Annotated in this window: 5 protein-coding genes; 4 read left to right on the top strand and 1 reads right to left on the bottom strand. The window is 54.3% G+C overall.

The window, feature by feature from the left end; translation table 11 throughout:
* Positions 1 to 1,750, bottom strand: a 1,750-nt coding sequence (locus ACOH1Z_RS13475; protein ID WP_449649017.1) for a hypothetical protein, incomplete at its 3' end; no start/stop codon positions are given.
* Between the two features lie 349 nt (positions 1,751 to 2,099).
* On the opposite strand from ACOH1Z_RS13475, the gene ACOH1Z_RS13470 reads away from it, so the two are divergent.
* The 4 genes from ACOH1Z_RS13470 to ACOH1Z_RS13455 form a co-directional block, all read left to right on the top strand.
* The gene (locus ACOH1Z_RS13470) at positions 2,100 to 2,687 is read left to right on the top strand and encodes a hypothetical protein (RefSeq protein WP_449649016.1); all 588 of its coding nucleotides are present in this window, start codon (positions 2,100 to 2,102) and stop codon (positions 2,685 to 2,687) included.
* A 309-nt stretch (positions 2,688 to 2,996) separates the two neighbouring features.
* On the top strand, positions 2,997 to 3,740 hold the full coding sequence (locus tag ACOH1Z_RS13465; protein WP_449649015.1) for a hypothetical protein: 744 nt from the start codon (positions 2,997 to 2,999) through the stop codon (positions 3,738 to 3,740).
* A 161-nt stretch (positions 3,741 to 3,901) separates the two neighbouring features.
* Complete coding sequence (locus ACOH1Z_RS13460) at positions 3,902 to 5,152, top strand: GIY-YIG nuclease family protein (protein ID WP_449649014.1); 1,251 nt, start codon at positions 3,902 to 3,904, stop codon at positions 5,150 to 5,152.
* Between the two features lie 205 nt (positions 5,153 to 5,357).
* Positions 5,358 to 5,649, top strand: a 292-nt coding sequence (locus ACOH1Z_RS13455; protein WP_449649013.1) for a hypothetical protein, incomplete at its 3' end; no start/stop codon positions are given.

Here is a 5,649-nt window from a genome sequence, read left to right as displayed (position 1 = left end):
ATGCGCGATGCTTGGCGCTCTTCGTGGGACGAACGAGGAAGCCGAGGAAACCAGCAACGAGCACGATGAGAATTCCACCGAGACCAGATGCAGCAACAACAGTGTTACCAGCAGCACTCATGGAGACAGGGTTAGCGGAGTTGGTGCTATCAATCCCAGTCTTGGCTACGAAGCGTTCCGGGGAAAGGACAGCCGTCGGAGTCTGTGGCTCAGGAGTCACTACCGGGGTCTCTGGCTCAGGGGTTACTACGGGAGGAGCCTCTGGTTCTGGGGTTACTACCGGTGGCGCTTCCGGCTCAGGGGTTACTACGGGAGGAGCCTCTGGTTCGGGAGTAACTACCGGAGGGGCTTCCGGCTCAGGCGTTACTACCGGTGGCGCTTCTGGCTCAGGCGTTACTACCGGTGGGTCAGTAATAACCGGCGGGTCAACCACGTAAGCATCATTATGGTAAAAGCCGATTCCCCGGTGCCCTGGTAAACGAGTTGCATCATCATCGCCCGCTATTGCCGGTGCTTGCTCGCCGCCCATCGTAATATCGCTGCCATCCGTTGCTCTCATGTTGACAATCAGCATGGAACCAAATGACGATGAGGACACGACATCAACAAGCGGGCCAAAATCGGGGTCCTGTAAAACTGGACTACCCAGCGATGTATCCAGAAAAAGAGTGTAATCGCCGGGGTTCTCGCCTGCATATAGGTTCCCAGGCAGAGCACCCCGCTGGCGGGAGTTCGCTGCAAGCCCAACAGTGCCATCTGGCATGGCAGTCGTGTTAGTGAAGATGCGGTTGGCGTTTACATTGTAGGGAGTCCAGTCAAACCAAGTTTGCGAGGTCGAGTCCAGGTTGCCAGAATATGACCACGATTCGACCATCGCACCCTCCTCTCCCTGGTGGTAAACCTGTGCGAGTGGCATGCCGCGCTCGTCCTGTGACCATGCCGATGCATCGACAGTTGCAAACCTGTCCTCGACTCCGCTTGCGCCGAGATTTGAGTGGGAGGTATCAATCGCCACCCAGATGGGTTCAGTGATTGCTACTGCGATTTTTCCAAGGCCTTCGTATTGCCCAGTTCCCTCGCCTTTCGCAAAGCCCTGCAGGTATACCCCCGTGGTCCCATCCGTTCCGTTCGATTTAGTGGCTTCGTCATGCCCGAGCAATCCGGCCCCTGAAATGGCGTTTGCGGTTGCTTCGTTCATATCTTCACTGCTGTCAGTCGTCCAAGTCTGCGCAGTCCCTGGAATAGTGCCACCAAACCGCCGAGACGTATGTGCAGTGATACTCGTAATCTTGTTTGTTTCCTCGTTTGTGGAGTATGCGGTGCTCAGAGCATTGAGGTCGCCTACAGAAGTGACATCACCGATTGCCCACGGACTAACAATCTTGTCGGAGTCGTAGGAATACTGGGACCCGATTACCTGCAGGGTCACGTTCTCCTGATAGGAGGCAGCGTATGTGCTGGGGTCAATATCAGCAGGGAAGATTGCCGCCTGAACCTCTTCGTTCTGTGTCGCGTGTAGGCGGACAAAGCCGTCCGTTATCGTAATGCTGGAGACATCAAAACCGATGGCTGCAAGTGTTGCCATGTCTGCATCGGTTAGGGTAGCCGTGTAGTAGGCACCGTCCGGACTTGCCTCACCAATATATTCCGCTGCCATGGCACTGGGCGCGAAAACTACTCCGCCCAGACCTCCTACTGCGATGGATGCAGCGACCAAAAACGCGGCGCTAATTCTCTGGGGTGTTCGCATAATATCTGTTCTCCTTTGATAGTGATGTCGGGGTGTTGCTGTGCGACTGGTTGTTACCTTTAGGACATAGTTAGTACTAACGGCTTCGCGCCGTGAGAATCACTATGTGGTGAGCAAACTCGAAGGTTGTCAAAATAGGTTTTCCACGTAGCCCATCGACAGCAGCGTCTCCGAGTTCATGGGTTGAGAGTGCGAGGCGCATCACACTCACTACGCGGCAATAGGGACGCCGATGTGCAGAACGCCACGAACAGGAGAAGCAGCGCGAACTCACGCAGCACCTCGATGATTAACTGCTACGCAGCCGATAGTAAGTAGGTAAGAGGAACTACTACCGGAAGAGGCCATTATGATTAAAGAAGGAGCGCGCATAAGCGTCAGATTTTCAGAAAGGGAATTCAGTGAGGTGCAAACCGCTGCTGGCGGTATGGCTACGCGGGACTATTTAGCCGCGCTACTGAATAGCACTTTGGAGCGATACGAAGACCTCGTGTTGGAGAGTGCTCCAATCGCGGAGCGCTACCTCGCTGCAGAGCAGGAGGGCAGGGAATCGATCGCCAGGCGCAGATTTGGCATCACGAACCCTGATGACATTGCCATCCTGACGGCATCCTGGGTTGAGCACCCGAAGAGCGCACCGAAGCCAGCAGCACAAGGCGGGAAGGGCCGGAGAGCCGCTTTAGGTTACGACCAGGAGACAGCCAGAGCCATCGTGCGCGGCCATGAGGCAAAAGTCATCATGCAGGCAGATGAGCACAAGGCCCTGGTAGCAATTGCCAAGATGCTCGAAAAATCCGACGGAGTTGGGCCTACCGCAAGGAAAATCGTCCTGGGGCAGTCGCTCTTCCTCGTTGAGGACTCCACGAACTGGGTTCGCCTCTCTCTCCAAGCAAGTAATATCATTGCCGAAGCCGCGTGTATCCGAGGCCAAGCGTAAAAGTCTTTTAGCGCGTAACAGCGAAGCGGGTCTCCTGGTTAGTCACTGGAGGCCCGCTTCTTCGTCTGTGCCATGGCGACAATATCCAACGTCTTCGCATCAATATTTTGCCGATAGGAAGGGTAGTGAATGAATGAACAACAACCTATGGAGGAAAATATTATGTGCAAACGGAGACCTGGTAAAAGATGCCACGAGCACTGTGCAGCAGGGTTAAAGAAGGCCAACGCACAGAAGCAATTGGCGCTCGATATAGGTAAAGAACCCAGTGCCTACGTCCTCAACCGGATAAGTTATTGGAAGAGGCAGATGGCTTTCACACCAGAGGGCATTGCTCACACGAGACTAATTGCGGAGAACCTCGATTCGGCCGGGAAGACGAAGGAAGCATCTCATCTTCGCGCGCAAGCGACCGCGAAAGAAGCCGAGGCTGAAAGGTGTAACGTCCTCGCCTCATCTGGAGCAATATCATTGAGCGCTACTCCAGCCTCAACAGTCTCCCGTATGGAAGATGTCTCCAGTGGCGGCATGCAACCCGCTGGAGACATCAGCACGGCAGGCAGAGCGCACGTTGCCGCTACGAGCACCGATGCAAGCCAACTACTCTCACTCGCTCGCAATGATGGCAGTCTCACAGTGCTCACAGCGCTTGAGAGCAATCCCGCTGCTGGTGCTGAAATCCAAGCACTCATCGTTGAGCGCAAAGCCCTACTGCAGGCCAGGGGAAAAGACAGAGCGGTTGCTACCAGGGCACGCCGAGCACGAGCACGAGGAGAAATTGCCGAGGCTGCTGCTCCTGGTGCTGCTACGAAGCGGATTGCACATGTGCAGGCACCAAGCCTTGAGGAATCGGAGTTCGACACAGCCGACCGCGCTCGATATGAGGAACGCGTCTCCGAGCAAATGAAACTTGCAACGCACAAAAGCGTCGAGGTTCGCATGGCCCTTGCAGAGAATCGTAATGCTAATCCCGCTGTTCTCTCCACTCTTGCGCGCGGTTCCCACAAATTAATCGCTACCTATGCTCGTAACAACAAACGATACGAAGGCTAAACTTCACGAGCATAAATAATTGCAAACTATCGCGCTTATCAGAACGAGGGTAGGCGCGATAGTTGTCTTGCAGAAGATTCACTCTTTCGTGGAGACCTATTTCGACAACATGCTGGCAAATACCATTAGGAAAGAAGAGACAAACCAAACGGGAGAACAAAATGAGCAACTACGACAATAGTCACCAGAGCGACAAGTTTTATGCGGAGCATGTTGAGCGCCACATAGCCAAGGTGAAGAAAACGGAAACACGCAAGCGCAACCGGAAGATGACTTGCACCGACGCAATGATTTTCACGGCCCTTCACGGCGTCGGCTCCCCGCTCCAACGCCTCGCTGACACCTATCTTTCCAGTTGGACTAACCCGAGCGGTGGAGGAGCGGTAGTAGTTGGCCCTGACAGAATCGCTGCCTCGCTTGGTATCGCTGTAACCGATGTTCCTACCGTCGCGGCGTCATTAGCCCATCATGGATACTTCCCGAGCCAAATATCTGCCGCCAACATGCCGATGAGAGATGAGACCAGAGCCGCAATCGTCGAGTTTGCCAACAACGAAGGGTTCCGCCTTGATTGGAGAACGAACAACGCTCCAGTCCGTCATGCCGTCAGATATGCGCCAGTCACGGGAAACCCCACCGCGACGTTCGCCCTCGTAGTGTTAGCCGCTAACCAGAATCACAAATTTGCTACCACCACCCACTTCACTGCCGAAGAGTTCGCTAACACGGTAGGCATCTCGGAGTCAGAGGTTGCAGCGCTATTGCCACTTATCTCGGAGCATGGTTGGACGCTAACCGTCACTCCTTACGGTATGGAATTTCGGCCTACTCCTGCTCTCATGGCTACATGGGGCAAATTCCAAGCGGATGCATGCCAAGCAATCACAGAATCCTACATTGATAGCAATGGAGTCACGAAATGGCACCAAACAGTCAGCGCCGGGAACCGAGAGAGTGCGTATGAAGCAGCATGGAGACAGGCCAACTGTCTTCCTGATATCACTGACGGCAGAGAAAACCAACCAGTCACCGAATTGGACTCACTACCCAAGCCAGGTGGATGGAATATTTACGAACTCTCCGACGCCGAAACAGGAAAACACTACATCGGGATAACCGAGCGCCCCGTCAGAGTCAGATTGCGCGAACACATCCAACGGAAAAACGCGAACCTAAAAGGCGGAGAACACAACGACGCCATGAACTCCTGGTTACAGGAATTGAGCCGTGCAGGGCGCGAACCCATAGCGCGCCTCCTAAGCCAAACCGAACCGATGACAAGACACCGCACCGAGCAGGAAGAACACAGGCTCGTAGTCCTGGCCGTTGCTCACTTCGGTGCGGCAGTCCTAAACATTCAGCACAACCCTCTGGAATCAAACTATGCGTTCCAGTGCAGCGGGCACATGTAAGCACCACCCATTTAGCGCTCAAACCCTGGACCGCAATGCACGGGTCGTTGAGCGCTAAATGTGCATCCTGATATCACTTGTATAGTTCCACCCAGCACAATGTTACAAACCAAAAGTGATGCGCAGACGTTACACGCGCCGTGTTGCAATACCCGATAGTTAATGTATATTCACTACTAACAACGGGGGGCGCAAAATGAGCATCATGGAAACACTGGCAGAGCGATACGAGAACCGGATTACTGAGAAGAAGAACCAGAAGGTCTTGGACGCAAAGTTCCGTGAGAGGAAGAACCGGATGCGATTGACCACCAACAGGCCCGTTTACTACTACGCTCCTGTTGCCCAGCCCAAGGAACTTTGCATCAGCGCTGCGGAAGCACGTTGGGAAGCGGAGTCGGAAGCGTGGGGATTCGAGACCCGCTATGCCGTGGATGGGTTTGACCCTCGCCAGGTTGCTGCCCTAAATAAGACTGCACTTGGTCGAGACGCGCTAA

This window comes from Rhodoglobus sp., from assembly GCF_053580035.1.
This window is presented reverse-complemented; position numbering and strand designations above follow the sequence as displayed.

Excerpts from the sequence above, each read along its gene's own strand:
- ACOH1Z_RS13460 (WP_449649014.1), top strand. The coding sequence starts at position 3,902 with ATGAGCAACTACGACAATAGTCACCAGAGCGACAAGTTTTATGCGGAG.
- ACOH1Z_RS13470 (WP_449649016.1), top strand. The coding sequence starts at position 2,100 with ATGATTAAAGAAGGAGCGCGCATAAGCGTCAGATTTTCAGAAAGGGAA.
- ACOH1Z_RS13465 (WP_449649015.1), top strand. The coding sequence starts at position 2,997 with ATGGCTTTCACACCAGAGGGCATTGCTCACACGAGACTAATTGCGGAG.